Annotated in this window: 2 protein-coding genes; both read right to left on the minus strand. The window is 32.2% G+C overall.

Going from position 1 to position 1,866, the window contains the following annotated elements:
- Nucleotides 1–389 precede the first annotated feature (389 nt).
- The gene (locus tag ACRD62_RS22305; RefSeq protein WP_430822295.1) at nucleotides 390–1,586 is read right to left on the minus strand and encodes an IS91 family transposase; all 1,197 of its coding nucleotides are present in this window, start codon (nucleotides 1,584–1,586) and stop codon (nucleotides 390–392) included.
- A 32-nt stretch (nucleotides 1,587–1,618) separates the two neighbouring features.
- Nucleotides 1,619–1,819, minus strand: a complete 201-nt coding sequence (locus ACRD62_RS22310) for a hypothetical protein (RefSeq protein ID WP_430822296.1) — start codon at nucleotides 1,817–1,819, stop codon at nucleotides 1,619–1,621.
- Nucleotides 1,820–1,866: the final 47 nt, after the last annotated feature.

Raw genomic sequence — 1,866 nt, forward strand, 5'->3', positions numbered from 1 at the left:
AACGTTTCGTGGATGAAGCGTATGGAGGTTAATAGAGCTGATCTTCTCAAATTTCACTGAGCCAAATCTTTTATTTGTTTTATCTTTTCATTTAGAAAGCCAAATCAAAGATTTGGCGGTGTTGGATTGCCTGACAGAACTTCATACAATCACTGTCTCCATATGCTTTATTCCATTTTGTTGTACACTGTGCTTTATTGCTCCTTTTTATTACGAATTTATAAAAATAATGCTCATTTGATTTTAGCATGAACTGCTTTGAGTTCATATTCATGATTAAATATTTACCTGTTTTTTGGTGAAAAAGATTAAAATTCATCATGTTTAGTGTCAAAATAAGGTCGTAATCAACATTTTTTTGCGTTAGGGCATAACTTTCCCATGGAAGTTTATGCAGCATTATTTTTGAGCTTATTATGTCTTTTCTTCGGATTAAATCTGGTCATAAATATTCTGTGTCCTTCTTTTGTTTTAAAGACAGTGTACATATAAGTTTTTACAGTTTTACAATTGCTGCATAATCTGGGGTTTTCTGGTAATTCGTAATTATCAGAATTATTATCGGTTATTGCAGTATATGTTTCGGCATATAAACTTTTTAAAATGGCTTTAGTCCTAGCTGCATAAGCACCATAGTAACGAACTAATCTAAAATAAGGAATGGGTACATGTTGTAACAAACGAGGAAAGAAATCATTGTAATGTAAAGTAAGTTCTTTAATAATAGGTTTACCTTGATAATCAAGCTTTTTATAATTCTTGTATTTAAAACTGATGAATTCGCCTTCTATGCTTGTTATTTTATACTCACTGATGCAGGCCCTTTTAGAGTATCTTCCTATATATCGGATGACTTCTGTTGGAGTTTTAATTGCAGGTTCAAATTGTATTCGCCAGAGTTTATAGTTTACTTGTTTAATGAATCGCATAAACTCAATACGACATTTAAACTTATGATCTAGAGCCCTATGGTCAAATAATTCAATAAGTTTGTCCTCAAATTTGCAACGGAACTTTGTTTGAATAAACTCATAGTTAATATATTCTCCATTAATTTGTTTTACTTGATAATTGGAGTCAATACCTCCCCAAGATAAAATCATATGAATATGAGTATGCCAATCCTTCTTTTCTCCAAATGTGTGCAAAACACTAATAATACCAGGTTTTAATCTGTATTTCTGATACATCCAATCTTTAATTGATTCAGCAGCTGTCTGAAACAGTATATTCAGTAATACGTTTTTATTTGCTTTTATCAAATTATTTAAGTGGTGAGGTAATGTAAACACTACATGTCGATGGGGTATATCGAGCATTTGATTTTTCATTTTATCTGCCCAATCTATCGTATCTTTCCAACTACAGCTAGGACAAAAACGATTTTTACAACTGTGATACACATAACTTATTTCTCCACAACTTTGACATACATAATGATCTACTCCTAATTTTTCAGTTCTGCATGCTCGAATGGCAGCTACCGCTTTGTATTGTTCTGGCAGAATAAAGTGTTTAGGATTTTCTTTATAATTATCCCAGTGCAGATCAAAAAGTTGGGAGAGTTTAAATTGTTGCTGCTTCATACTTAACTACCATGAAGCATTAAGTTACAACCTTATTTTAAATAATCTCCAAAAAAGAATTGAGTCATTTGACTTTGTCCCATTTCAGTAAGTAGTTCTTTGTCAATGGCCTTGCATCTAGGGCATATTACCTTCTTTTCCCATACAATAGAACTTTTTTCATCTAAGGTTGGTGTTCCTACATCTGCTGGAAAAACCAGCTTACACTCTCCACATTTAAGATTTACAATCATGTGTTATCATATTGGTTATCTGTGCTATGCGCAGCATTGTGTACAAC

The organism is Carboxylicivirga caseinilyticus, from assembly GCF_050589785.1.
Classification (GTDB): domain Bacteria; phylum Bacteroidota; class Bacteroidia; order Bacteroidales; family Marinilabiliaceae; genus Carboxylicivirga; species Carboxylicivirga caseinilyticus.